Annotated in this window: 21 protein-coding genes, 1 tRNA gene and 1 riboswitch; of the genes, 10 read left to right on the top strand and 12 right to left on the bottom strand. The window is 50.1% G+C overall.

Going from position 1 to position 24132, the window contains the following annotated elements:
- The first annotated feature begins 218 nt into the window (after positions 1–218).
- Positions 219–1022, top strand: a complete 804-nt coding sequence (locus ACKFKF_RS08720; RefSeq protein WP_446867372.1) for a tetratricopeptide repeat protein — start codon at positions 219–221, stop codon at positions 1020–1022.
- 36 nt (positions 1023–1058) lie between these two features.
- Here ACKFKF_RS08720 and ACKFKF_RS08715 read toward each other — a convergent pair whose 3' ends face one another.
- The 4 genes from ACKFKF_RS08715 to ACKFKF_RS08700 form a co-directional block, all read right to left on the bottom strand.
- A complete protein-coding gene (locus ACKFKF_RS08715; protein ID WP_446867371.1) occupies positions 1059–2480 on the bottom strand; it encodes an ABC transporter substrate-binding protein in 1422 nt (473 codons plus the stop codon).
- Positions 2481–2670: 190 nt separating this feature from the next.
- Positions 2671–2759 (bottom strand) — tRNA-Ser (locus tag ACKFKF_RS08710).
- Between the two features lie 87 nt (positions 2760–2846).
- Positions 2847–3941 (bottom strand): phospho-N-acetylmuramoyl-pentapeptide-transferase, encoded by a 1095-nt coding sequence (mraY, locus tag ACKFKF_RS08705; protein ID WP_446867370.1) that lies wholly within the window; start codon positions 3939–3941, stop codon positions 2847–2849.
- 146 nt (positions 3942–4087) lie between these two features.
- The gene (locus tag ACKFKF_RS08700; protein WP_446857489.1) at positions 4088–4321 is read right to left on the bottom strand and encodes a DUF3134 domain-containing protein; all 234 of its coding nucleotides are present in this window, start codon (positions 4319–4321) and stop codon (positions 4088–4090) included.
- 268 nt (positions 4322–4589) lie between these two features.
- Here ACKFKF_RS08700 and ACKFKF_RS08695 point away from each other — a divergent pair, with 268 nt between their 5' ends.
- The 4 genes from ACKFKF_RS08695 (at position 4590) to recJ (ending at position 9032) form a co-directional block, all read left to right on the top strand.
- Positions 4590–5174, top strand: coding sequence for a PAP/fibrillin family protein (locus ACKFKF_RS08695; protein ID WP_446857490.1), 585 nt, complete (start codon positions 4590–4592; stop codon positions 5172–5174).
- Between the two features lie 96 nt (positions 5175–5270).
- A complete protein-coding gene (locus ACKFKF_RS08690; protein ID WP_446857491.1) occupies positions 5271–6047 on the top strand; it encodes a PD-(D/E)XK nuclease family protein in 777 nt (258 codons plus the stop codon).
- A gap of 27 nt (positions 6048–6074) precedes the next feature.
- Positions 6075–6647, top strand: coding sequence for a GNAT family N-acetyltransferase (locus tag ACKFKF_RS08685; RefSeq protein WP_446857492.1), 573 nt, complete (start codon positions 6075–6077; stop codon positions 6645–6647).
- Between the two features lie 69 nt (positions 6648–6716).
- The gene (recJ, locus tag ACKFKF_RS08680) at positions 6717–9032 is read left to right on the top strand and encodes a single-stranded-DNA-specific exonuclease RecJ (RefSeq protein ID WP_446867369.1); all 2316 of its coding nucleotides are present in this window, start codon (positions 6717–6719) and stop codon (positions 9030–9032) included.
- A 55-nt stretch (positions 9033–9087) separates the two neighbouring features.
- Here the strand turns inward: recJ and ACKFKF_RS08675 are convergent, their stop codons facing one another.
- Both ACKFKF_RS08675 and ACKFKF_RS08670 read right to left on the bottom strand, forming a co-directional pair.
- Positions 9088–10578: a glycosyltransferase family 2 protein gene (locus tag ACKFKF_RS08675; RefSeq protein ID WP_446867368.1), complete on the bottom strand. Its 1491-nt coding sequence runs from the start codon at positions 10576–10578 to the stop codon at positions 9088–9090.
- A gap of 389 nt (positions 10579–10967) precedes the next feature.
- The gene (locus ACKFKF_RS08670; protein ID WP_446857495.1) at positions 10968–11396 is read right to left on the bottom strand and encodes an FKBP-type peptidyl-prolyl cis-trans isomerase; all 429 of its coding nucleotides are present in this window, start codon (positions 11394–11396) and stop codon (positions 10968–10970) included.
- 170 nt (positions 11397–11566) lie between these two features.
- Between ACKFKF_RS08670 and ACKFKF_RS08665 the strand changes: the two genes are divergently transcribed.
- The 4 genes from ACKFKF_RS08665 to ACKFKF_RS08650 all read left to right on the top strand — a co-directional run bounded on the left by ACKFKF_RS08665 (position 11567) and on the right by ACKFKF_RS08650 (position 16176).
- Positions 11567–13108, top strand: a complete 1542-nt coding sequence (locus ACKFKF_RS08665; RefSeq protein ID WP_446867367.1) for a phytoene desaturase family protein — start codon at positions 11567–11569, stop codon at positions 13106–13108.
- 41 nt (positions 13109–13149) lie between these two features.
- Positions 13150–14064 carry a DMT family transporter gene (locus ACKFKF_RS08660; RefSeq protein WP_446867366.1) on the top strand — a complete coding sequence of 305 codons (915 nt, stop codon included), beginning with the start codon at positions 13150–13152 and terminating at the stop codon, positions 14062–14064.
- A 546-nt stretch (positions 14065–14610) separates the two neighbouring features.
- On the top strand, positions 14611–14853 hold the full coding sequence (locus ACKFKF_RS08655; RefSeq protein WP_446867365.1) for a hypothetical protein: 243 nt from the start codon (positions 14611–14613) through the stop codon (positions 14851–14853).
- 396 nt (positions 14854–15249) lie between these two features.
- Positions 15250–15378, top strand: a riboswitch (cyclic di-AMP (ydaO/yuaA leader).
- A 126-nt stretch (positions 15379–15504) separates the two neighbouring features.
- Positions 15505–16176, top strand: coding sequence for a universal stress protein (locus ACKFKF_RS08650; protein WP_446867364.1), 672 nt, complete (start codon positions 15505–15507; stop codon positions 16174–16176).
- 119 nt (positions 16177–16295) lie between these two features.
- On the opposite strand, the gene ACKFKF_RS08645 is transcribed toward ACKFKF_RS08650, so the two are convergent.
- From ACKFKF_RS08645 to phoU, 5 genes are all read right to left on the bottom strand, one after another.
- Entirely contained in the window at positions 16296–16901 is a 606-nt protein-coding gene (locus ACKFKF_RS08645) for a shikimate kinase (RefSeq protein ID WP_446867363.1), read from the bottom strand.
- A 360-nt stretch (positions 16902–17261) separates the two neighbouring features.
- Entirely contained in the window at positions 17262–17834 is a 573-nt protein-coding gene (locus ACKFKF_RS08640) for a hypothetical protein (protein WP_446867362.1), read from the bottom strand.
- Positions 17835–17915: 81 nt separating this feature from the next.
- Positions 17916–18536 carry a flavin prenyltransferase UbiX gene (locus ACKFKF_RS08635; protein ID WP_446867361.1) on the bottom strand — a complete coding sequence of 207 codons (621 nt, stop codon included), beginning with the start codon at positions 18534–18536 and terminating at the stop codon, positions 17916–17918.
- A gap of 109 nt (positions 18537–18645) precedes the next feature.
- Complete coding sequence (locus ACKFKF_RS08630) at positions 18646–20988, bottom strand: ribonuclease R family protein (protein WP_446857504.1); 2343 nt, start codon at positions 20986–20988, stop codon at positions 18646–18648.
- A gap of 430 nt (positions 20989–21418) precedes the next feature.
- Positions 21419–22090 (bottom strand): phosphate signaling complex protein PhoU, encoded by a 672-nt coding sequence (phoU, locus tag ACKFKF_RS08625; RefSeq protein WP_446867360.1) that lies wholly within the window; start codon positions 22088–22090, stop codon positions 21419–21421.
- Between the two features lie 265 nt (positions 22091–22355).
- Between phoU and ACKFKF_RS08620 the strand changes: the two genes are divergently transcribed.
- Positions 22356–23297 carry a hypothetical protein gene (locus ACKFKF_RS08620; protein ID WP_446867359.1) on the top strand — a complete coding sequence of 314 codons (942 nt, stop codon included), beginning with the start codon at positions 22356–22358 and terminating at the stop codon, positions 23295–23297.
- A 94-nt stretch (positions 23298–23391) separates the two neighbouring features.
- Here ACKFKF_RS08620 and clpP read toward each other — a convergent pair whose 3' ends face one another.
- Positions 23392–23997 carry an ATP-dependent Clp endopeptidase proteolytic subunit ClpP gene (clpP, locus tag ACKFKF_RS08615; protein WP_446857507.1) on the bottom strand — a complete coding sequence of 202 codons (606 nt, stop codon included), beginning with the start codon at positions 23995–23997 and terminating at the stop codon, positions 23392–23394.
- Between the last annotated feature and the right edge of the window lie 135 nt (positions 23998–24132).

The raw sequence follows: 24132 nt of genomic DNA, 5'->3' as shown, positions 1-24132 counted from the left end.
CGTTTAACCCAGAAGTGTGAACCCGTGTGTCAATTCCTGTTTCGTCAGAAATAACCTGAATTGGCATTGTAGAACTTGTTGTCGAAACCACGACGCAACACGGCTGTCACCTCACAGATCTAAAATCTAACCGTAGACGTATCAGGTTGTGACACGTAGGCAGAAAAAATTTAGTCGTCAAGTCGATAAGGTTAATCCAGAAGCCTAGTGAGGATTGCATGAACGCTCGTACTTCTCTCAGTCAAGACAACTCCAGATCTTTACGTCCGACTTATCTCAAGAGTGGAAGAACGCACGTTACTCGCCGTAGCTCCACTACAAATCCGCTTCGCCAGCGTCGCAGACCTCTAGAAAGCACCCGTCGCACCACCTGGCTAGAGCCGAGTGAGCAGGATCGGTTGCTGAGACAACAATCTCTCTGTGAAGCTCGCAAAGGAAACTACAGGGACGCGATCGAGGGACTCAACCTTCTCCTCGAACGGAACCCCTCCAGCTCTGTAGACTTCAACAACCGAGGATTGGTTCATTTTCAATCGGGTCAGTTTGGCGCAGCGTTGGATGACTACAACTACGCCATTCATCTCAACCCCAAGTTGGCCAGCGCTTACAATAATCGCGCCAACTACTATGCAGCTCAAGGCTGTCTGACGGAGGCTCTCGCAGATTATGAAATGGCAATCGACCTCGACCCCACCAACATTCGCGCCTGGATCAATCAGGGAATTACGTTTCGAGAGCTAGAAGAATTTGCTCAAGCGATCGAGAACTTTGATCACGCCCTGCAAATCACCCAATTGTTGTCCAACGGTTCCACCAGCGTTTTAGAAGCCCACATTTTTGGGGCACGAGGGCGAGCGCACCATCTGTCAGGAGACTGGAACTATGCGATCTCAGATTACAACCGGGCGTTGGAGCGATTTAGCGATACAGATGCGATCAGTTCAGCCGCCTCTCATCGCCTGTTGGCTCAAATTGACGGCTGGCTTAATGACCTGATCGCACCCCAATCGGGAGAGTTCTAAAGACTGACCGTTCAGAAATTTACTAGCTACTCCGGTCTACTGAGGGCTAACCTTGCCAATCACGGCTAGAGAGCCATCATCTTTGACTGTCCAAACATCGTAGTTGCCGATGACATCTCCACTTTCGTCAATATTGACGTTGCCGCTTGCGCCCTGGTAGTTGATCTTCTCGCCTTTTTTGAGAAGTTCTAGCCCTTTACAAACATCTGTGACTTCTGTCCCAGGAGCATTGGTCACTTCGCGCAGTTTGTCTTTGATGGCTTCTCCTGTATTGGCTTTGGCGGATTGGGCCGCTAATACTAGAATTGCGGCGGCATCCCAGGAATGGGCCGCATAGGGAGCGAGGGGACGCTTTTGTTTCTCAGCCCAAAGTTTTGTGAAGGCATCTAGCGCTTTGCCATTGGCACCCGGAACGGTACCGATCGCCCCGGACAAGATCGATTTGCCATCTTGAGTTTTGCCCACCTTGGAGACAAAATCGGGTGAATAAACGCCATCCGTTAGCAGCAGTTGAGTTCCTTTGCTCACCCCTTGCTCAAACGCAGACTTGACCAACAGACTGCCCGTATCCGCATAAAGCACGGCCGCCACCGCATCAGGCTTACCTGCAAAGGCGGCCGCCGCCTCGGTTTGAAACGTCGTTGCTTTGGGATCGTAGCGAGTCGGCTTAGAAGCGTTCGTGATCGTGCCGCCTAATTTCTCAAAGGCTTTTACAAATTCTTTTTCAAAGCCCACCCCGTAGTCGTTGTTGATGACGATCGTACCTGCCGTTTTAAAGCCGCGCTCTTGGGCTAATTTCGCCAGCGCTTGAGCCTGATAGGTGTCCGGAGGAGCCGTCCGCGCCCAATAGCCCTGAAACTTGCCTTCCTTCGCCTGTTGAGTAAAAACGGGACTGGTGCTGCCAGGGGAAATCAACACAACTTTATTGCGAACGGCTACGGGCAACGCTGCTGTCGAAACGCTACTGGCAAACGATCCGACGACTCCCGCCACTTTTTCAGCTTCGGCTAGCCGAGTCATGCCTTCTGTCCCCGCTGAGGGATCGGTCTGGTCATCGACCGAAACGAGGGTGACAGGCTCACCATTTACGCCACCGCACTGATTGACCGTCTCGACTAAAAGCGGAACTGTAGCAATCATTTGCTGCCCGATCGACCCCAAATCCCCCGTTGCAGGTAAGAGCGACCCAATCTTCAGCCCTTTTGCTTCTGTCGTGGGAGCGGCGGCTGGAGCGGTCGTTGTGCCCGGAGAGGCCGCATTAGGTGGCGGAGCGGCTTCTTGACAGGCTGCGGTGAGAAACCCGACGGCTAGGGTTAGGGCAGCAAGAGCGACCCCTCGCGGGTATCTCGGAGAGCTTTGAGGATGTTGTTGTGAGTGGCTAGAATCGAAGGCAGCAAGAGCGACCCCTCGCGGGTATCTCGGAGAGACTGCCGACTTCGGCTTAGGATGTGAAGACAAGTGACTCATCGAATGTAAACCCCTCAATGTCTCGTATGCAGTTGCTAAAAGCCACAACCGCTTAGAAATGAGCCTCATCTTAAACCAATTGCCTCAGAAAATACACACGTTTGTCGATTTGGCTCAAAAACAAGAATGGGCCACGAACATTTAGAACATTCATGACCCATTACAAGTGGTCGATTTGGGACGGAGAGAGAGGGATTCGAACCCTCGGATAGTCCTAAAACCATCAACAGATTAGCAATCTGCCGCTTTCGACCACTCAGCCATCTCTCCAAGGTTTCGATTCACTATGATACTAGACTTTGCTTACATAAGCGACTCAGTTTCAAAATTAGTGAATCGAAACGTAAAACCATTTAGTTAGCGAATTGTGAAGGTGAGAATTGCCAGGAGGGTGGCGATCGCATAAAACCAGCCGACCACTTGAGTCTCTGTCCAGCCCGTCAACTCTAGATGATTGTGGAAAGGCGACATTTTAAAGAGACGCTTGCCAATGCCGTTTGAGTCCTTGGTTGCTTTGTAGTAGCTAACTTGGGCGATCACAGACAGCGTTTCGATCACAAACAATCCGCTCAAAATCAGTAGAGCAAACAGCGAATTGCTAATCAGGGCAACGGCCGCCAATGCACCGCCCAGCGCCAGCGATCCTGTATCGCCCATAAAAACGCGGGCCGGATTGCGATTGTGAACCAAAAATCCTACACAGCCGCCACTCAAACAAGCGCAGAAAACCATCAAGTCGGGTGAAGTCTGACCCACCAGGGCACCGAGACCCAGTAGCGCGATCGCCACCGTTCCCCCAGCCAAACCATCCATGCCATCCGTTAGGTTGGTTGCATTGCTCTCAGCGACCAGCACAAAGGAAGCCAGCAGCCAAAACAAGCCGCCCAACGGCAACATTAATCCAAAGGGAAGCGCCAGAGTCGTGATGCTAACGGGCTGTGTGGCGTACATCCAGACGCAGAACGCGATCGCGAAGCCAATTTGTAGCCCCATCTTTAAGCGAGGCGAAATGCCCTTGTTGGACTTGTAGCGAATAATCTGCCAATCATCCAAAAAGCCGATCGCCGCATAAGCCATGGTTAGCGCAGAAACGGCCATTACATTCGGCGAGAAGTTGGAAAGCACGATCGCGATTCCCACTGCCACCGGAACAAAGAACGCGCCTCCCATCGTCGGAGTCCCTGCCTTCTTTAAGTGGGACTGCGGCCCATCTTCTCGAATCACCTGTCCTGCTTTGAGCACCCGCAGTAGCGGAACTGCCCAGAACCCCACACCAGCCGTCGCCAGAGCAGAAATCCACAAGGATAAAGTTAGCGAGGCTCCTTGGTCGAGCGATCGTCCAGCTAGCCAGTCTAACCCCAGCGCCGCTACCGAAAGCCCGATCGTCACGCACAAAAATAAGCGCGTTCCGGAAAGGCTGAATGACCGATTTGTAAATAACTTTGCGTCCACAAGAATCTCACTTCACTCCACAAGTACACCACACCAACCAAAGGACTTTTTTCGGAAAAATCGTCCAATACCTTGAACTTTAGGTCAACTCGGAAAGGTCTATGGTCAAGACTTGGTTAAGTTTGGCTAACCATAAACCGATCAACCTAATCTTCGAGATCTAAATCATCGTCGTCGTCGAGATCAAAGGAGTTGTCATCCTCTGAAATGAACTCCGTGATTTCTTCTTCGCTACCTGGATATTCAGCATCCACTGGCTCACGAGCCAACAGGCGGCCCGTATTTTCTAGCCAATCTAGAATCGAGGACTCTTGCTGGACTGGAATCACAGCGGCCCGTTGCCCACGCGGTTCTTCACGTAATGAGGGGTTGTAAGTCATAGACACAACAAAAATTAACGTTGCTTTACTTAAATCTTATACGCAGTGAAACAACCAGAGTCTACCATCCAGGAAGGAAATTGGAACAGGGAATTCTCACATTTTTTGGCAGATGTCAAGGTTGCTTTTTCCAGGTTAGAAATTGGCTATGAAAAGCGATCGCTGCATTTAAGAAAATTTGTAATAATCGTCCTCTGATCCCGACCGCAGAATTACGATTGGGTAATCAGTCGGCTATCCTATCATCTGTTTACGGGGTTGAACGCGAATGATCGGGAAGGCAGCACTATTAGAAACGATCGCAGGCAAAAATCGAGGCCTGCTGGCAACCGATTCTCAAAAGCAGGCGATTTTGGCGGCGATCGCTCAACTCGAAGATCGCAATCCCACTCCTCGCCCGATCGAAGCCTTGGATCTATTAGATGGTGATTGGCGGTTAATCTACACCACCAGTCGGGGGATTTTGAGCATCGATCAGGTGCCTTTTCTCAAATTGGGGCAGGTTTACCAAAGCATTCGCGCCCCCGAAGCCAAGCTCTACAACATTGCCGAACTGATTGGATTGCCCTTTGTCGAGACGATCGTCAGCATTGGGGCCCGATTCAAACCTGTCTCTGAGCGACGGGTAGATGTGAAATTTGAGCGATCGGTGATTGGACTTCAGCGACTTATCGGCTATCAAACCCCCGATCGCTTTATCGAGCAGCTTGAATCAGGACAAAAACTGGCGGCGATCGATTTCAGCGTCGAAAACCGCGATCAGCAAGGTTGGCTAGACATCACCTACCTGGACGAAGACCTCCGCATCGGGCGCGGCAACGAGGGCAGCGTGTTTGTATTGACAAAAGGGTGATGGGAGAGAAGTGAGGTGTGAGGTGTAACGAAAAACTTAGAATGGGGTTAGCGATCGTGCCATTCCCCTTTCATCCCTCATCCCTCATCCCTTCCCATGCGTCTTTCCCAAGGACAGTTAAACCTCCTCGAAACCTGTCCGCGTAAGTTTCAGCACACTTATTTAGAACAGTTGGGAGCGCCCACCACACCCGATCAGCAGGCGCGCTTGATGTTGGGGAGCCGCTTTCACTCGTTGATGCAGCAGTGGGAGATGGGGCTTCCGGTGGAACCGTTTATTCGCGAAGACGAGCAGTTAAATCAGTGGTTTACGGCATTTGTGGGAGCGGCTCCCAGGATTTTGGAGCTAGAGGCACCCACCTTTCGTCAAAGTGAGCATCAGCGCACTCTGGAGGTAGAAGGGCATTTGCTAACGGTGGTGTATGACTTGTTGGTGATGAGCGACTCTCAGGCCCAAATTCTCGACTGGAAAACCTACCCAAAACCGTTGAAGTCAAGACAACTGGCAGAAAATTGGCAAACTCGCCTCTATCCGTTCGTGTTGGCGGAGACGAGTCACTACGATCCTGGGCAGATTTCGATGACTTACTGGTTTTTTCAATCGAAGTCTGGAGAAGACGCTGACCCGCAAAGCCTCAAGTTTTCCTACAGTTCAACGACTCATCAGCAAACTCAGCGAGATCTAACCCAGCTACTCCAACGATTGAGCGGATGGATCGATCGCTACGAGCAAGGCGAGTCTTTTCCGCAAGTGGCAGAAGGCTCAAAGCAGTGTGCAGACTGTAGTTTTGCAACACGCTGTCAACGAGGAGATGGTGAGGAATCGACTGTACGCTTACCTAACTTTGCAGAGATTCAAGAAATTCCGTTGTAATCAAGATAGGGCGTAGGAATTATTTTTATGACGGAATCTTTTAGCAGCGAAGTCATCTCACCTCCGATCGAAGTTCGGGATATGGAGATTGATGATCTGGCTGCCGTTTATCATTTGGGCGAAAGGCTTTTTACCAGCGATCTGTACCCCTACATTTATCGCACCTGGGATGAGTGGGAAGTGATCGGACTCTACAACACCGATCCCGAATATTGCCTGGTGGCCGCAGTGGACGATCGCGTCGCCGGATTCATTCTCGGAACCGTGATCAACAAAGCCTCGCTGGTTTATGGCTACATCATTTGGCTAGGCGTGTCTCCCGACTTTCAGCGGCGCGGGGTAGCGGACAAACTGGTCGATAAGCTGGTAGAACGCATGATCGATGATGGGGCAAGATTTATGATGGTGGATACCGATCCCGAAAATCTTCCCGCCGTTAAGTTCTTCGATCGCAAGGGTTTTGGCAATATGCGGCGACACGTTTTCTTATCGCTAAATCTCAGTGAGCATGAATACTACGGCAGACTGATCGCCTACGAGCGAGAAAAAGCAGAACGAGCCGTCTGGAAGCGTCCCCGTCGCCCAAACCCCAAAACATGAGATCCAAAATTTGAGATCCGAAATTTGAAATCTCAACCTTGAGGCACCCCAAAATCTGAGGAATTATTCATGTCAGCGATCGCTTGGGCTATTCAATCAGAGTTGCCACCAGCAGAATTCATTCAAACGCTTGAGTTTCACGGCGTGAAAGGTCGGTATGTGGCTCAACTGCTTTGGCAACGCGGCATTCGCGACCCTGAGAAATTGGCGGGCTATTTGAATGCTGATCTTTACAAACCAACGAGCGCCTTTGAATTTGGGCAGGAGATGCGATCGGCGGTTCAACGACTCAAAGCGGCTTACGAATCTCAGGAAACGATCGCCATCTGGGGAGATTTTGATGCCGACGGCGTGACTTCAACGGCGGTTTTGTGGGATGGGCTGGGAGAATTTTTTGCCCAAAATCAGCAGCTTTTTTACTTCATTCCCAATCGGCTCACCGAGTCTCACGGCTTGTCCAATTCGGGCATTGACGCGCTCAAAGCAAAAGGCTGTCAGCTAATCGTCACCTGCGACACAGGCAGCACCAACCTGGACGAATTGACCTACGCTCAAAGTCTAGGAATCGACGTAATCATCACCGATCACCACACCTTGCCCAAAGATCGTCCGCCTGTGGCCGCCATTCTCAACTCGCGCTATTTTTCGGCTGACCATCCATTAGCCAAACTTTCAGGCGTTGCCGTTGCCTACAAACTGCTCGAAGCGCTCTACCAAACGATGCCAGAGGTACCCAAAAAACCATTAGAAACGCTGCTCGATCTGGTGGCGATCGGACTCATTGCCGACCTGGTAGAACTCAAAGGCGACTGTCGCTATCTCGCCCAAAAAGGCATCCAACAACTCCAGACTCACAGCAAGCGCAAACCCTCTGAACAGACCCGCCCCGGCATCACGAGATTGTTAGAACGGTGTCATCGGAGCGGCGATCGAGCCACCGATATTTCCTTTGGTCTCGGCCCGCGCATCAACGCTGTCAGCCGCATTCAGGGAGATGCTCACTTTTGTGTAGAGTTGCTGACGAGTCAAGACCCCCAGCGCTGTCAAGAATTAGCCGACGCGACCGAATTGGCCAACGCTCGCCGCAAAGCTTTACAAAAAGATGTTGCCCAACAGGTGACCGCCAAACTTGCCCAGCTAGATCTCTCCACCACAGGCGTAATCGTTCTCTGGGATGACCAGTGGAATCTGGGCGTATTGGGACTCGTCGCAGGTCAAATCGCTCAAGAATACGGGCGACCTACCATTCTTCTCAGCACCGAGGCAGCAAATCATTCTTCAGATCGATCGCTAGCTCGTGGGTCTGCCCGCTCTGCCAATCAAATTGATTTATACCAACTGGTCAAAGATCAGGCGCATCTGCTTCATCGCTTTGGCGGACATCCGTTTGCAGCAGGGCTGAGTTTACCTGTCGAAAATCTACCGCTCTTTGTCGAGGCGATCAACCAGCGATCGCGCCAGCAGCCCCTTCCTGCTACGCCTTCCCTCAAAGCCGATCTACAGGTCACCGTTCAAGAATTGGGATTTGAGCTATTTCAAGAACTCAAACTAATCGAACCTTGCGGCATGGGCAATCCGATTCCCAAACTGCTAATCCAAAATTGCTGGTTTGAAGTGGGCAAACATCGCAACAGTCGCGACTGGAAGGGGCAAGAAGTCCGCTATATTCAAACCGAGTTCAAAATCCTGGACGAAACGGTCACAACGGGCTTTCCCGGTCTCTGGTGGGGACACTACAGCCACGAAATTCCTCAAGGTCGCTGTGATGCGATCGTCGAACTCGAAAACAATACCTTTCGCAAACAGTATGAAGTGCGCTTGGTGGCCGTTCGTCCCTGTGAAACCTCCGTTCAGACAGCTTCGCCACAAGTGGATTGGATTCTCGACTGGCGCACTGAGATGCCCTCCAATACCCCCGAAAAGCTGCTCAAAGTGCAAAGCTGCCCCACCAGTTGGAGCGACCTACAAGCCTGGTTTCGTCGCGCCCTCAACGCAAAAAGTCACCTGGCGATCGCGTATCCTACGCCCACACTCACGCCTCCCCACGAGATTTGGGCCCAACTGGTCGGTATCGCCAAATATTTGAGCCGCACTGGAGAAGCTGCCACGCGCCAGCAGTTGACCGAACGGTTAGGAATCAGCGATCGTCCCCTCAAAAGTGGCTTCAAAGCACTGGAATATTTGGGCTTTAGCGTCACTTATTCCGACCGCTTTCAGATCACCTGGAATGCAGCCAGAGAATCGCAGTCATCAGAAGCGATCGCCAGAGTCACCGAACAGTTTCTAGCTGAGATTCGAGAAGAACAGTTTTATCGTCAATATTTTTATCAGGTGCCGCTCACGACGATTCAAAATGTAGCATTTCAAACAACTTTTAATCTCTGATCAAGTTCAAAGAAGCGTGTGAGGAACCTCTGAACTGAGAAAGGAACGATTTTGACTAGCTCGCTTTACGCAATACTTCTCGTCTAGAAGGTGTAGCCGCAACAGATTCGCGAAATCCACGCTTGGTGACAACCCACTCCGTATTACCCAAAATGTGATCGTAGATGGCAATAATCGCAATCACATTCTTAAACACACAATAGAACGGGATAAACAAGCAATAGACCACAAAATCCCGAATCGGATGTTTCACCATCTTATTTCTGACTCGCCACGCCACCAAAGTTTGAATCGGCCCGCTCATCAGCGTCAGAGCAGTGGTTGCCCACACATATTCTTGAGGAATGATCGGTGGCTCCGTCTGACTCAAACTCAAACTAAACAACATCGGAAAAATTTGCAGCGCGACAAAGTGAAACCCAGCGCTATAAATCAAAAGCAGCGTCCAATAAAGCTTTTGCCAAGCGTCTAACTTGTGAGAATGCAGCAGCGGCACTTGATGCTTGAGCGTCACTTCGAGCCAGCCTTGGGCCCACCGTTTGCGCTGAAACCAGAACGATCGCACGTCGATCGGAGCCAATTCTGTGGTGATAATGCTGGGTTCATGGACAATATTGTGTCCTCTCAGCAGGGTACGCAGGGTCGCGTCAATATCCTCCGTCATCATGCTAGGAGCAAACCGAATCCGCTTGAGGACAGCCGTCCGCCAATAGCCATTTGAGCCACAAAACATGCCCGTATCGGCCAGCAGCGACTTGGCAGGATGGCTCACCCCATACATGCACTCAAACTCAACAGCGATCATCCGCGTCAAAAAATTGCTATTGTTGTTGCGAATTACATTGCGACCCTGAACCACTGCGTAGCGATTACTCGCCAGCCAACTCCACGCACGTTTGAAGCAATCAGCGATCGGGCGATGGTCAGCATCCAAAATTCCCGTCACCTCGCCCGTGACAATTCTCAGCGCAGCATTCAGGTTTTCGGCTTTTGAGTGACTTTCTTCGACATACAGCAGGCGCAATTCTGGATACTGTTCGGCGAGGCGTTCTAGCTCATCTTCGACGGGCAGCCGAACCGGACTGTTGTATGCCAAAATCACTTCTAGCCCAGCCTCGGGACGGTGCACATTGTTTAGGATGTACTTCAGCGTCTTGACAATGATGTGCTGCTCATTGGGCAGATATGCCACGACGACGAGAGAACACTTGGGCAGCGGGCGTTTTGGCTCAGACGGCAAATGTCGATGAGTAGCATAGGTGCGAGGCATTCTCAGCCAGCGTTGCAGCGTTCCGAGTCGAGGTTTTTGTTTGCGTGGAGTTGAGTAGGCGATCGCCGTTGAAACCGACTCCCCAATCACCACGATCGAGGTCAAAAAATAGAGGATGGGGATGCACACATGCAAGGCAAGGAGATTCCATCCGCTCTTCAAGATGAAGTAGTAAATCAGAGTGGGTAAGCCGATCACCACCACATGCGTGAAGATCACTTTGTCAATAACGGAACCAAAAACAACGATGGGCTTGTGCAGAAGTCCCTTCCTCATAATTTTTTAAGTTTTAACGAGTCCATATAGATAGAAACCATGCACAAGTAGTCTTGTCAAACTTCATGAGGAGATACAAACCGCGCAGATCTTGAGTCAGAAACTCTGAAAACCTTGTCTGGCATGGCGTATAGAGGATGAGCAAGATTATCCAAGAATACAATAATCTTCTCAATCTGGATCTGCCGTGAGGGGCAAATCAGGCATTTGGCGACAATCGACTTCAGTTCCCCAACAATACATTACGGAAATTTAAGAAAGTTATACGATAATTTTTTCCGTAGTTACGAACGGACTGAGCAATTCCATTGATTTTCACAAAAATTGGCCCTGCCTCCAGACCGATCGCCCAGATCACAAAGCCAATCTCGTCGCCAAAAACTCAGAATTTAGCCAATTTCGACCAATTGAATGTCAAACGTCAGATCTTCGCCCGCTAAAGGATGATTTGCGTCGAGCGTCACTTCAGCCTCAGAGATGTCAGTGATCACCACGGGAATTGTCTGACCTGAAGGCTGTTGAATTTGTAGCTGTTGACCAACTTCGGGTTCTAAATCAGAGGGCATCTGGGTGCGATCGACCACTAGCACCATTTCTTCTCGATGATGACCATAGGCCTCATCTACCGGAATCACTTCTGTTTTAGAATCACCAGGACTCATGCCCACAACGGCTTTCTCAAACCCTGGAATGATATTGCCCGACCCGATCGTAAATTCTAAAGGATCGCCACTCGCCGAGGAGTCAAAAACCGTTCCGTCGTCCAGCTTACCTGTGTAGTGGACTTTGACCGTATCGCCTTGTTGTGCCTGTACCATGCATTAAGCTCCTTGTAATTGCGTAACTGCTCGATCGCACTTCATCACTACTTAAATTAGGGGAAAGCGCAATCGTCGCAAAGTTCCTTAAGTGAGAATTGCAATACGTTTTACTCTAGCCGCCCAGACTTCAAACCGGCCCGATCTAAACATTTACCTAAACATCTACGATGCAAAGTCAAACCAACGCAGACGCGATCGTCATCGGCAGTGGAATCGGCGGACTGGTCGCGGGGGCCCTGCTGGCTCGATATGGCAAACGAGTAATTGTCTGTGAAAGCCACAATATTCCGGGTGGGGCAGCTCACAGCTTTGTGCGGCAGGGGTTTCACTTCGATTCTGGCCCGTCGTTTTATTGTGGATTGGCTGACCCCAATTCAGTCAATCCATTGCGACAAGTGTTGGACGTATTGGGCGAGTCGGTGGCAGCGATCGCGTACGATCCGTTTGGTCACTATCATTTTCCCGAAGGCACCTTCCCGGTGTACGGCAACTCAGACCGCTATCGGCAGGCAATTGCCCAAATTACGCCTCAAGGGGCAACCCAACTGGCCCAACTCGAACAGCGCTTTCTCAAACTTTACGACAGCTTACGAGAAATTCCCACGCTGGCCCTGAGAGCCGATTTGAAGCTGATTCCAGTCTTGCTAAGTCGCTATCTGCCCACTTTATTGAAACTGCTGCCTCAGATAGGCGTGATTCAAGGGTCAGTGGGCGCACTAATGGATGAGACGGTAACCGACCCCTGGGTACGGCGGTTGATTGACTTGGAGTGCTTTTTGCTGTCAGGGTTGAAAGCTCACGGCACGATCGCCCCCGAAGTCGCCTTTATGTTTGGAGAGCGCACGCGATCGGTGATCGACTACCCGATCGGCGGCAGTGGAGCGATTATTCAAGCGCTGATCAGAGGATTAGAAAAGTGGGGCGGCACGCTTCGGTTGGGCACTCACGTTGAGCAGATTTTGGTTGAGTCTGGCAAAGTGCAAGGCGTACAGCTCAGAAAAGGGCTGAGAAAAGGAGAGACAAAAGGGGAAATTTTGACGGCTCCGATCGTGCTCTCTAACGCCACAATTTGGGACACCTACACCAAGTTACTCAAACCGACTGATCTGCCTGCGGCTTACCGTCAGACTTCGCTAGACACGCCCACAGTCGATAGCTTTATGCATCTGCATCTGGGCATCCGATCGAACGGCTTAGAAAATCTGACCGGGCACCACGTCGTCGTTCACGATGCGGCTCAAGACATCACTACGCCAGGAAACACCTGCATGATTTCGATTCCCTCAGTCTGGGATGCAAATCTGGCACCCCCTGGACACCACGCCCTCCACGCCTACACGCTAGAACCGTTTGAGGGATGGCACCGAGACGACACCTATGAAGAGAGGAAAAGATCGCGATCGCACTCCCTGTTTCGTGCGTTAGAACGGATTATTCCTGACCTGCGATCGCGCATTGTCCTGGAGCTAATCGGCACTCCCCTCACTCACGCCCATTACTTGCGCCGTCATCAGGGGACGTATGGAGCCGCGATCGCCGTTGGTCAAGGCAGGTTTCCCAGTTGCCATACGCCCATTTCTGGACTTTACCGCGTCGGAGACAGCACGCTTCCCGGAATTGGAGTGCCCGCTGTCGCCGCCTCTGGAATTCTCTGCGCCAATACGATCGTCGAGCCTCACCAAACAGCAGACCTCTTGAAAAAGGTTTGAGTTCTGAGTTTTAGATTTGCCGCCCTCACCTTCTGTCTGCTATGTCCTTACTTCCCGCTGGTTTGCTCCAATTTAGAGGAGAATTTGCTGCGCTGACGGCCGCTTTGATTTGGGCGATCGCTTCCATCATCTATACAGGTGTCGGACGGCAGGTGTCGCCCTTGATTTTAAATCTCACTAAAGGATGGATTGCGATCGTCTTCCTGCTGATTACGCTGGTTTTACAAGGACAACCCATTCCCGATATCAGCCCCACAAGCTGGATTTTGCTCCTCCTCAGCGGCATTTTGGGCATCGCCTTTGGAGACACCGCTTACTTCAACACCCTCAACTGCATCGGAGCCAGACGAACGCTGGTCTTGGAAACCCTCTCCCCCTCTTTGTCAGCCCTATTAGCCCTGATATTTCTGCAAGAAAGTCTGCCGCTCTCAGCCTGGTTAGGAATCGGACTGACCCTCACCGGAGTGATATGGGTCGTCCTCGAACGGGTTCCCCCATCTGAAGCTGAAACTCACTTTCGTCCCCTACGAGGTCTAATCTTTGGCGTTTTGGCAGCCCTGGGACAATCTGGAGGAGCCGTCTTATCACGGGCCGCCCTGTCAGGAACTAATGTAGACCCTCTCTGGAGTACCCTGATCCGATTATTGGGATGCACGATCGTCCTGTTTCTCTGGGTCGTTTTGCGGGGGCAGTCTCGTAGTCTAATCAAACCACTCCAGTCTCATCGATTGCTCAAGGTAGTAGTCGGAACCGCCTTTGTCAGCACCTACCTGGGTATCTGGCTTCAGCAGACCGCTTTAAAATATACCGCTACTGGGGTTGCTCAGGCGCTCACCAATACAAGTCCTTTATTTATTTTGCCGATTGCCGTTTACATGGGTGAAAGAGTTAGTTTGAGAGCAGTTTTGGGGGTGGCGATCGCGTTAATTGGAGTTTACCTGCTGTTTAGAGCCTAAAAGTTAGTTCAAAAAGTGAGCATTTCATGACTAATAACCCATGACCGATTGCCTAGATGCATCAGTATCGCCGCAAACGATCCCTCATAAGTAAGAGACATGGCACCGTGTTTTTTTGCTACAACCAAAGGGAGATCATGGAGTCAGTAGCATTCACTCAAGGCACGATAGACTCCTAAAACCGTAAACTTTGAGTGACATCACTTCTAGGAAAAGAGAATTTTTGGTTGGCTCAGATCAGTCCAGCAAGGAGCAAATTCAAGTAAACTTTCTACTAAACGTATCAGGTAGCGACTCATACGAAACCCTTGTCCGTAGATTTGAGGTAGTTTATTTTTTAATACCTCTCATCTTGAAAACAGCTTACGTATTCACGCTCATGGAATCAGCAGAGCTTCCCTGTATTTGTATAGAAGGCGCTTCGGATACCATTTCTCGTCCATTAACAAGCGATTGAAGCCCTATCAGTTCCTAAAACATCATTCATGAGGGTTATCCACAATGCAGACACTGTTGTTCTTCCTGGGTGTTTTTTACCTTGGTATGATGCCCATTTTGTTTATCGGCTGGCTGGGTTTTTTCCGACAAGACGCTGATATGTCAAAAGAAGAAAAACAGATGTCTTTAATTGTGTTGACGATCGCGACGCTACTTTGGCCGATCGTTTTACCCTTTGCTTATTTAGAGCTGCTTGGCAAATTCAAAAGAGCTACTAGAACCAATCGTCTATACAAAAATTTATTAGAAACAAACGTCGAAACAAACGTCACAAATTCTCAACTTTGTTAATTAAGAGATTCTCTAGCCAGAAAGCAGTCTCCCAAGAATCTCCACTACCCCAGAGGCTGCTCAAAACATCTGATTAAACTTCCTTTTAAGCTGAGTCTTTAGACAGATATTAATCTAAAATCTTTATGAAATAGTTGTATTTGTAGTCTAGATAACAGACACTAACAAAACATATCTTTTCATAGGACAGGCAGACCTGTAATTTGCGCTGTTATACTGTTAGAGTTTGCGGTTAAATAAACTCAAGCAGAAACGATTTTTGTCTTAAAAGTAGCAGCCTTTTACCATAAAGCTGCACTAGATTGATCAATGAAGGATTCCATAACTCTAAGTTGGATTCTCCTTCATGTGCCGTCAAACCATTATTTGAGTGGGTAGCCTAATCTAAATTTTGGCTCAGTAAATGTTCTGAGTTGCGAATTTGAAGCGGAGGAACCAACCTTTTGGGGCGAATCTTACCCAGATTAAGAGAGACACCTTCCAGTCTTAGCCCGTCAGCTAACTCCGTCGGCAATGGGAGGAGCGCCCAAGACTTGCTACTGTCAGCAACTGTCATTGAGGTCTCCTGGTATCTCAAGCTCGGATTTGTTCTGAGTGTTGAGTTTAGCCCTGACCCACCTCTCGCCTATCCTAATCCTGAGAGGTTTTACTGTGAATATTTTGTCCATGTTGGTGCGGCTTCAAAGCACGCTGGGTCGTTCTGATCTAGTGAATCAAATGGTGCTTTTGCCCAAAGCGCATTCTCTGACCCCAAATTCTAAGCAAGAAATCAATTTGGCGGTTGGCTATTCGGGTTCTCCTTGTAGTCAAACGGCTCTAGACTTGACGCTGTGGATTGCCCATCAGACCCGGCTCGCCACTGGCAAACAAGTCACTGTACAGGTTGTGTATGTCGTCGAAAACAAAACGACTAAGATCCCGGTCTATTGCCCTACAGAAAGCATTCGAGAGGTTGAAAATCGGGTAGATCTGAGAGAGCGCCCATATCCTCGCAAAGCCGATCGTCAGGGTCATCAGACAGCAGTAGTCGAGCTACCCGAACTCAGTGATTTCATCCAACCAATCGGGATGTCGGACGTATTTGAGCAAGCCGATCGCATTCTCTGGCAAGCGCGCTGTCTAGCGGATGAGTGGCGAGGGTCACTAAAGACGCATCTGCGATTTGGCACCGTAGCCGAAGAGTTAAGGTCTGTGGTTCAAGAAGAGTCCGCTTCACTCTTGATTTTGGGTTGTGAAACGACCGCTCATTCACTGATACAGCAGTTGGGTCAGGACTTTCCCTGCCCCATTTTGGGCATTCCTTCAGCGTTGGACAACGATTGAGAAAAGGCTATTCGTCCAATCTTGAACTCTGCAACGTATGAGAGGGTGGAGATAAGAGAATCATGGGAGAGTTATTTTCCCGTCTGATTCTCTCATTTCTGCCCTTAACTGTTTTGAAGCTAGTTGTTTTGAATCTGATTCTGAATTTTATAAGGAGCCTCTCGATTGAGTCGATCGATCTCCTGAGTGGCGGCGATCTTCTGCTGACAGGCTTGAGCGATCGCTTCCATAACTCGCCTAGACACCTCAGTCGGAGACTCATTAGCTTGTGCTGTAATTTTCACATCTGCCTGAGCGTATAGGGATTGACGCTGGGCTGTCAGCGTGTTGAGTCTCGGTTTGAGCGTTTCTGAAGACTGTAGCAGGGGACGGCTGCGATCGTGCTGCAAGCGGTTGTAAAGCTCATCCAGGGGCAAGTCTAGCCAAACGATGACTCCATGCCGCAGATATCCCCAGTTTTCGGGTTTGAGGACAATACCGCCGCCCGTCGCGATCGCAAGTCGAGTGTAAGGAGCTAATTCTGCCAAAACGTTAGTTTCTAGCTGTCGAAACGCTGCTTCACCCGACTCTGCAAAGATTTGAGAAATTGACTGCCCGCTGGCCTGCTCGATGATGGCATCAACATCAAAAAATTGGTAATCAAGTTGGTCTGCCAGCAAGCGTCCGATCGTGGTTTTGCCAACCCCCATCATGCCGATGAGATAGAGATTTACGCCTTTTAACAAAAGAGTTGTCCGTTGATTGAATAAGGGTTCTACACCAGCCTAGCGTTTTTGGAGGATTGAGCGATCGCTGCTTTTGACCAGACGAATTTCGATAGAAGACTTGCTGCATAAATGAATGGGAGCCACTGCAATCAACATGGTTGTCACCCCCGTCTTGACTGACCTGCTCTACACGCACATCTTGCTTACAAAGCGGCCACCTATCACAACACGATCGAGAGCCTGGAGAGAATGTGGCTGCGATCGAAGTCCCGGTAGATAGTTAGTTTAGCGAACTCAAAAGATTTAGCTAACTGTCAAAAATACGGTCAAGAACACAGTGGAAGAATTAGCATTTCTCAAGCGATAGAAGCGATTCTTTCATCCCTCATCGTCCTCATTTTGGTCGAGATTGCGGTTTGGCGGAATGATCACCCGGTAGTCAGCATCCACCACAGAGTCAGGCGCAGCAGGGCGAGTCGCTTTAGGGTCGCGGTAGCTGTAAGAGTAGGATGAGCGAGTCTCAGAGTCAGGGGACGGAGAAGCGGAGGTGCGTTTGCGGTCTTTTGGTTCGTCTTCCCAGCTTGAATCGTCGTCAAACCAATCTGAAGCGTCTTCCTCCCAGTCTGATGATTTGTTGGCAGCTTGGGGCGTGGGTTCTGAAGCAGGGGACTGCGTGTAGGAATAAGCTCTAGCGGAAGACTGATCAAACGATCGCGCCTTTTTTCGTCCTTTGCGTTGAGCGGTGAAGCCTGTCAGCCGAAACAAAATCGAAATGACAAGGGTGGTGACAATGCCTGCCGCAATCGCGCCCAAAATCCATAGCGACAAGGGAAATGCAGGCGATCGAATGCCCAAAAAGACAAGCTGCATCGACGGTGCCCAGTTGGGCAACACAAACAGCAGCAACAGGACGGCAATTCCGAGCAGCAGGATGAGACGAAGAAGAGGCATAGTTTTTGAGTCTTGAGTTGTGAGCGTTGAGTTTTGAGGTGGGCAAATTCAAATCTCAAAACTGAGAACTCATTGTTGATCCTAGCCTTCTTTCCAGCGATCGATAGGAACGCAGTCAATTTCTAACTGATCCAACGCACGGGCGACGACAAAATCGACGAGATCTTCGATCGTCTGAGGGTTGTGATACCACGCCGGGATCGCGGGTACAATCCGGGTTCCCGCTTCTGCGAGGGTGGTCAGATTGCGAAGATGAATCAGGCTAAACGGCGTTTCGCGCGGCACAATCACCAGCCTGCGACCTTCTTTAAGCTGCACATCAGCCGATCGCTCCAGCAAATCAGAACTCAATCCGACTGCCAATTTTGCCACGGTACTCATACTACAGGGAATCACCAGCATCCCTACCGTACGAAATGAGCCACTGGCGATATTAGCACCGACATTAGTAGCTGAGTGACAGGTCAGTTGGCCGCCAAGCTCGACTCCACACTGCTGCCGCCAAAATTCCTCTTGTTGCAGAGGGTCAGCAGGCATCCGAATATTTTTCTCAGCTTGCCAGACCATATAGGTTGCTTTAGAAGCGACAAGCTCGATCGTATACTCCGCCTCTAGCAAATACTTGAGCGCACGAACGGCATATATCAGCCCAGAAGCTCCCGAAATGCCCAAAATAAGCGGACGAGAAGAATTAGAAGGCACAGAAGACGCTCATTGATTTTAAGTTCGGATTTTGAATCTAACATTCTGAGCAGTTTTTACACTTAAACCCAAAACTCAATACTCAAAATCTTCCTTATTGTCTTCCTTATTATTCCTCACTATCGAGTTCTTGATCGAGGGCGTTGTCTTCACCTTCGAGATCTTCTTCGCTGGCTTCGCTGCCTCCGCCTACAGCAATCAGGTCAATCTGCTGACGGTAATAATCGACACTCTTGACCTGCACTTCGATCCGATCGCCCAGTCGATACTGTTTGCGATTTTTGCGTCCGACGAGGGTTTGTTGGCGCGATCGAAACTCATACCAGTCATCCTTAAGCGAACTGACATGAACCAGCCCCTCGACCAAGAGTTCTTCGATCTCAACAAACAAGCCGTAGGATTGAACTCCCGTAATCAGCCCGTGGAAGATCTCGCCCGTGCGTTCTTTCATCAGTTCGGCTTTTTTCAGCCCTTCCAAGTCGTTTTCGGCATCCTGGGCGATTTTTTCGCGTTCGCTCAGATGCACCACCACGGCTGAAAAATGGCTCTCTAACTCTTGATGAATTTCGGTGGGCAATACGTTCCAGGTGATTTGTCCGTGACTGGAGCTATGACGCAGATGGACGCTTTCTTTGGCACGAGTAGAGCGACGATCGCGCCCGTCTTCAAACAAAGCATGGAGGGCCCGATGCACCAGCAAATCAGGGTAGCGCCGAACGGGAGACGTAAAGTGAGTGTATCCCTGCTCTAAAGACAGCCCAAAGTGCGATTTTGGAGTCGTGCTATAAAAAGCAGGTTTGAGCGTGGACAACAGCAGATAAGTTAGTACTCGTTCTGACTCAGATTCTGCAAATTTGTGGGTTAGATTTTGATAGTCCTGCGGATGCACTTCATCTTCCTGTTCTAGCTTTAGGTCAATGCCCATGCTGACGGCTAGCTTGATCAGTTCTTGTACGTCGTCTGGGTCGGGCGTGGGGTGGACGCGATAGACAGCAGGAACTTCTAAAGCGTGAAGGTGAGTTGCGACGGTCTGATTGGTCAACAGCATCAACTCAACAATCATCGAGTGAATGGGCAACGTCGAAGAAACGACTACCGCTCCTAAAGATCCTTCGTCGTCGTAGTGAAACTTGCTAAATGTGTACTTATCAGCTTCTTCAGGGGCTTCTGACCCATCGGGACGAGCGTAAATTTTTTCGGGCAGATTGAGTTCAAAGGCTCCTCGCTGGCGGCGCTGCTCTTTGATGGCGTGGCTCAACTCTGACAAGTGAGACAGCATTTCAAAGATTGGCTCAAATTCTTGAACTTCTTCGGTGTGCTGCTTGGCGAGAATCAATTCTGCCTGGTGATAGCTGAGTTGATAGTTGATCTGAATCACCGTCGGCTGAATTTCAAACTCAATCACTTGCCCGTCTGTGTTTAACGTCAGCACGACCGAAATCGCCAATCGATCTTTTCCGGGCTGTAGCGAACAGAGGTTGTCAGTGAGTTGCTCAGGCAGCATGGGCAGCACCAATTCGCCCAAATAGACCGAAACGCCACGTCTTTGAGCTTCACGATCGACCGATCCGCCCGCCTCAACATAGTGGGCCACATCGGCAATATGAATGCCTAACTGCCAGTTGCCGTCATCGGTGCGATCGAGCGTAATCGCATCATCGGCACTATCGGTCGCCTGCGCTTTGATCGTAACCGTCGTCAACCCACGCAGATCCAGCCTTTTTTTCAGTTCGACTTTGCTAATTTTGGCGGATAGTCCTTTTGTGGCGGCCAAAACATGGTCGGGGAAAGCCCGCGGTAAGTCATGTTTGCAGCAAACGATATCGATGTCGGCCGCTTCAGAATCGGGGCCGAGAATTTTGGCGACTTTGCCGATCGGGGCATGTTGCCCCAATGGATAGCGCTGCACTTCGACATGCACCAGGTTATCGATCGCGTCTTCTAGGTGATTGCCGTTTTCTCTAAGATCCAACTCAAATAAGAGACGATCGTCCAAGGGCACAGCCCGATAGTCTCCAGAATCCGCTTTCTTGAGCCGAGCCAGCACCGAAGGATTTGCCCTTTCTAAAATTAACCGAACTTCACCTTCAGGACTGCGGCGACGACTGCCTTCTTTGGTCACACGCACCAATACACGATCGCCGTTCCAGGCATGATTTAGCTGGCTTTCGCGAATGTAAATATCTTCTGACCCTTCGATATCTTGAATTGCAAAACAAAAGCCCTTACTCGAACAGCGCAGCTTACCTTCGACCACGCCGTCTTCGGTGACTCGACGATATTTGCCTCGCTCTTTCACCAAAATGCCGACTTTTTCCAGGGCATCTAGCGTAATCTGCAATCTGCGGAGACTGGCTTCGTTGAGACACTCTAATTTTTTCTCTAGAGCTTTGGGGGCGACCAGCTTATCTTCTGTAAAATTTGCCAGCAGTTCGGCGATCGAGAATTCCATGCAGCGATATGTCCTCGTAATCTTCTGTTCGTTCGTGCGTTTCGCGCTTCCACAGGGTCAAGTCAACCCCCTTTCACTCAACGCAAAAAGGCACTTGCCTGTGTGGTTTCCCCGTTGGGCAGTGGGGAGTCTGCGGTTTTCAGCCGTCACAGCCCGATCGCAGTCAGTTGACCCAAGCTCACCCAATTGCTCAGTTCATTGTCTCGAATGACAATTCTAGAGACCTCTCCTCTCAAAGCGTGTTGGATGTCTCTGCGAAGTGTCGCACACTCAGGTCGCTTGTCTGCCCACGATCGGTCACCTAAGTTAACCCAAAAAGGTCATTCTAACGATCTTCACTCAGGTTTTTCAGATAGGCGCTATTTTCAATACTGTCATGAAAAGGGGCACGATCGCCACAAGAAGTAGGGATGAAGGAGAACTTCGTTCCTTACCTCTGCCCCGTCACGATGTAAGCAACTCGCTTTCCAATATTAGTGGCGTGGTCGGCCATGCGTTCCAAGTGGCGAATCAAGAGCACTAAAAGAACGATCGGTTCTACAACGCCTTGGATGTCAGACTGATGTGCCAGGACAGTATAAAGATTTTCGTAGTCTGAATCGACCGCATCATCCTTGAGTTTCACCTCTAGCCCAGACTCCGCATCTAAATTAGATAACGCAGCCAAACTCATCGCTAACATGGCCCGACAGCGATCGAACATCATCCGAATTTCGCCCATGTGAGGAGAAACTGGGTAAGGAAATAAGCGAACGGCCACATCTCCCAAGTTTTTGGCGTAGTCTCCGATGCGCTCTAAGTCACGGACAAGCTGCATCAGGGCACTCAGCAGCCGCAAATCTTGAGCCACAGGAGACTGAAGGGCGATTAAATTAACACATTCCAACTCGATCTGTTTGTAGAGGCGATCGATTTGCTTGTCCTGAATCCTAATTCGCTGGGGCGCATCTAAATCTTGCTCAAACAAAGCCTGCCTCGCTAAGCAACAAGAATTCTCAACAAGCGCCCCCATTCTCAACACATCTCGCTGAATGCGCTTAAGCTGACGTTCAAAATTGATCCGAAGTGGTTCTTGACTTTCCAAAGCTTTTTTATAAATCATTTCATAAGAGACAATAAAGGCTGATCCGGTTATTAGAACTCCTCTTAAGTGACCCACTATAGCAAGACTTTTTGGCGAGGTCAGGTATCGAGCAGAACCTTTGAGATTAACTTTTTAGATTTAATTTAAAGAAAAGGTGATCACAATCTGAGATAATCCATTACTTTATAATTTCTCACACAGAGCAACTTTCAAATTCTCTCTTGAGAGGGATAGTTGAGGCTGTGACCAGAGAGTGTCGAGTCCCCTACCACCTAGAATGGACATGAATGCAACCCATCTGATTTCTAACATCGATCGCTCGACCACTATGTATTCGTCTACACCGCAAGATGACTCGCTGAACCCTGCTATGTTTGCCCTGCGTGAAGCGCTGCCTGCGGAACTGCACCAATCCACGAGTCACAGTTTGTTTGCTCAACTCCGCAGCCGTTATCCGACAGGTGCCCTCAGTTCTGAGCTAGTCCAGGTTCATGAAGGTCAGTTTGTCGTCCGTGCTTTGGTACAAGTGGGCGGATTGACGATGGCGACTGGGATGGCTGCCGCCGATCGCGTTGAGCTTGCCGAAGATCGAGCCAGAATTCGTGCAATGGAGGTTTTGGGCATCGCCCCGACTCACCTTGCCTCTCCCAGCGTTTCAGCCTTTGAGATGTCAGCCCGACTGATGACCGAAGCCTCCCAACCAGAGATTGCAGGCAGTTTAGCAACCCCTCAGCTTTCTGAAAGTCAATCGTCTACAGAGCCGACCCTCAGAGATGCAGATAGTTTCGCTTCCCCAGTAGACCCCATCCCCACGCCCGAAGAAATTGCGTCTCCTCCTCGCGGCCGCACTAAGAAAAAAGAAGCGCCTTCTGTTGCTCAGTCCGACGATTTCTTATCCACGTTTCCGGGTTTGGACACGCCTGAGCCAGCGATCGAGATGGAGTATGAGTACACCGAAGCGTTTGAGCCTGCGGTAGAGTCTGCCAAGGTCACAGTGCCCGATATGCAGCACGACCCAGTGGATTTGTCAGATGCGATCGCCCAGATTGGCGCCGAGATCGAGCGAATCGGCTGGACAAAGAAACAGGGCAGCACCTACCTCCAACAAACCTATGGCAAAAAAACCCGCGCCGAACTCACCGAAGACGAGTTGTTAGAGTTTCTGCACTACCTCAAGGCTTTGCCCTCAAAGGGACATCCCTCAATGAGTCAGATTCCATTTTAAGAAAGGAATGAGGGATGAGACTTTGGACTCTAGACAGAGGAAATTTAGGTCTTGGGTCTAAAGTCTTTACTCCTCACTCCTCACTCCCGACCGCTTACTTCACCACTGCGGGCCGGGTAGCTGACGGACGACGCTCAATTACTTGGTCGATCAGTCCATAGGCTCTGGATTCTTCGGCTGACATAAAGAAGTCGCGCTCAGTGTCTTCCTGGATGCGCTCGATCGATTGTCCGGTATGCTCTGCCAGCATTTCGTTGAGGCGCTGCTTATGGTAGAGAATTTCTCTGGCCTGGATTTCGATATCAGTCGCTTGACCCTGGGCACCCCCCAACGGTTGGTGAATCATGATCCGCGAGTGGGGAAGGCTCATCCGTTTGCCTTTGGTGCCAGCGCTGAGTAAAAACGCTCCCATGCTGGCAGCAAACCCGACGCAAATCGTGCTGACTGGCGGTGTAATCTGACGCATCGTGTCGTAGATCGCCATACCTGCCGAAACAGAACCCCCCGGAGAGTTGATGTAAACGTAAATGTCCTTCTCGGAGTCTTCTGATTGCAGGAAGAGCAGTTGGGCGACAATCAGGTTGGCAACGTCTGCGTCGATCGCCTGCCCCAGAAAAATGATTCGCTCTCGCAACAGTCGAGAATAGATGTCAAAGGCGCGTTCGCCCCGACCAGACGTTTCAATAACGGTAGGAATCATGGAGCCTGCTTTTGATAATTTTCATTATTCTAGCGATTTGAGTGAGACGACGGAGACAATTCTCAGTTAAATGGCTGAATTAACAATAGTCCGGACGATTTTTAGGAGAGGGAATCGACAAGAAAGCCATCGATC

The sequence above is a fragment of the Phormidesmis sp. 146-12 genome, from assembly GCF_052939495.1.
Note: the sequence above shows the minus strand (reverse complement) of the source record. Positions and strands in the feature narration are given on the sequence as shown.

What these genes read in the sequence shown, in the direction of transcription:
- ACKFKF_RS08675 (WP_446867368.1), bottom strand. Translation starts at nt 10,578, where the DNA reads ATGAGGAAGGGACTTCTGCACAAGCCCATCGTTGTTTTTGGTTCCGTT.
- phoU (WP_446867360.1), bottom strand. Translation starts at nt 22,090, where the DNA reads ATGATTTATAAAAAAGCTTTGGAAAGTCAAGAACCACTTCGGATCAAT.
- ACKFKF_RS08690 (WP_446857491.1), top strand. Translation starts at nt 5,271, where the DNA reads ATGCGTCTTTCCCAAGGACAGTTAAACCTCCTCGAAACCTGTCCGCGT.
- ACKFKF_RS08685 (WP_446857492.1), top strand. Translation starts at nt 6,075, where the DNA reads ATGACGGAATCTTTTAGCAGCGAAGTCATCTCACCTCCGATCGAAGTT.
- recJ (WP_446867369.1), top strand. Translation starts at nt 6,717, where the DNA reads ATGTCAGCGATCGCTTGGGCTATTCAATCAGAGTTGCCACCAGCAGAA.
- ACKFKF_RS08640 (WP_446867362.1), bottom strand. Translation starts at nt 17,834, where the DNA reads ATGCCTCTTCTTCGTCTCATCCTGCTGCTCGGAATTGCCGTCCTGTTG.
- ACKFKF_RS08660 (WP_446867366.1), top strand. Translation starts at nt 13,150, where the DNA reads ATGTCCTTACTTCCCGCTGGTTTGCTCCAATTTAGAGGAGAATTTGCT.
- ACKFKF_RS08695 (WP_446857490.1), top strand. Translation starts at nt 4,590, where the DNA reads ATGATCGGGAAGGCAGCACTATTAGAAACGATCGCAGGCAAAAATCGA.
- ACKFKF_RS08655 (WP_446867365.1), top strand. Translation starts at nt 14,611, where the DNA reads ATGCCCATTTTGTTTATCGGCTGGCTGGGTTTTTTCCGACAAGACGCT.
- ACKFKF_RS08620 (WP_446867359.1), top strand. Translation starts at nt 22,356, where the DNA reads ATGAATGCAACCCATCTGATTTCTAACATCGATCGCTCGACCACTATG.
- ACKFKF_RS08665 (WP_446867367.1), top strand. Translation starts at nt 11,567, where the DNA reads ATGCAAAGTCAAACCAACGCAGACGCGATCGTCATCGGCAGTGGAATC.
- ACKFKF_RS08700 (WP_446857489.1), bottom strand. Translation starts at nt 4,321, where the DNA reads ATGACTTACAACCCCTCATTACGTGAAGAACCGCGTGGGCAACGGGCC.
- ACKFKF_RS08670 (WP_446857495.1), bottom strand. Translation starts at nt 11,396, where the DNA reads ATGGTACAGGCACAACAAGGCGATACGGTCAAAGTCCACTACACAGGT.
- ACKFKF_RS08630 (WP_446857504.1), bottom strand. Translation starts at nt 20,988, where the DNA reads ATGGAATTCTCGATCGCCGAACTGCTGGCAAATTTTACAGAAGATAAG.
- clpP (WP_446857507.1), bottom strand. Translation starts at nt 23,997, where the DNA reads ATGATTCCTACCGTTATTGAAACGTCTGGTCGGGGCGAACGCGCCTTT.
- ACKFKF_RS08720 (WP_446867372.1), top strand. Translation starts at nt 219, where the DNA reads ATGAACGCTCGTACTTCTCTCAGTCAAGACAACTCCAGATCTTTACGT.